Annotated in this window: 1 protein-coding gene; it reads left to right on the forward strand. The window is 71.6% G+C overall.

Going from position 1 to position 472, the window contains the following annotated elements:
• A partial coding sequence (locus tag KN815_RS47485) for a biotin/lipoyl-containing protein (protein ID WP_216347971.1) occupies positions 1–472 on the forward strand: 472 nt, incomplete at both ends.

The following is a 472-nucleotide window of genomic DNA, read 5'->3' on the forward strand; positions in this document are numbered from 1 at the left end:
GGGCGGCCCGGGCGCTGGCCGAGTTCCAGGTCGAGGGCATGGCCACCGCGATCCCGTTCCACCAGGCGGTGGTCGTGGACCCGGCGTTCACCAGCGAGCCGTTCACGATCCACACCCGCTGGATCGAGACCGAGTTCAACAACACGATCGCCCCCTTCGCCCCCGTCAGCACCGACGAGGACGAGGACCCCTCCGGCCGCGAGACCGTCGTGGTCGAGGTCGGCGGCAAACGGCTCGAGGTCTCGCTGCCCGCCTCGCTGGGCGTGGCCACCGCCCCGGCGGGCGGCGCGAAGAAGCCCAAGCGCAAGGCGGTCAAGAAGTCCGGCTCCGCCGCCTCCGGCGACGCACTGGCCTCCCCGATGCAGGGCACCATCGTCAAGGTCGCCGTGGGCGAGGGCGACACCGTGGCCGAGGGCGACCTCATCGTCGTCCTGGAGGCCATGAAGATGGAACAGCCCCTCAACGCCCACCG

This window comes from Streptomyces niphimycinicus, from assembly GCF_018883605.1.
Classification (GTDB): Bacteria; Actinomycetota; Actinomycetes; order Streptomycetales; family Streptomycetaceae; genus Streptomyces; species Streptomyces niphimycinicus.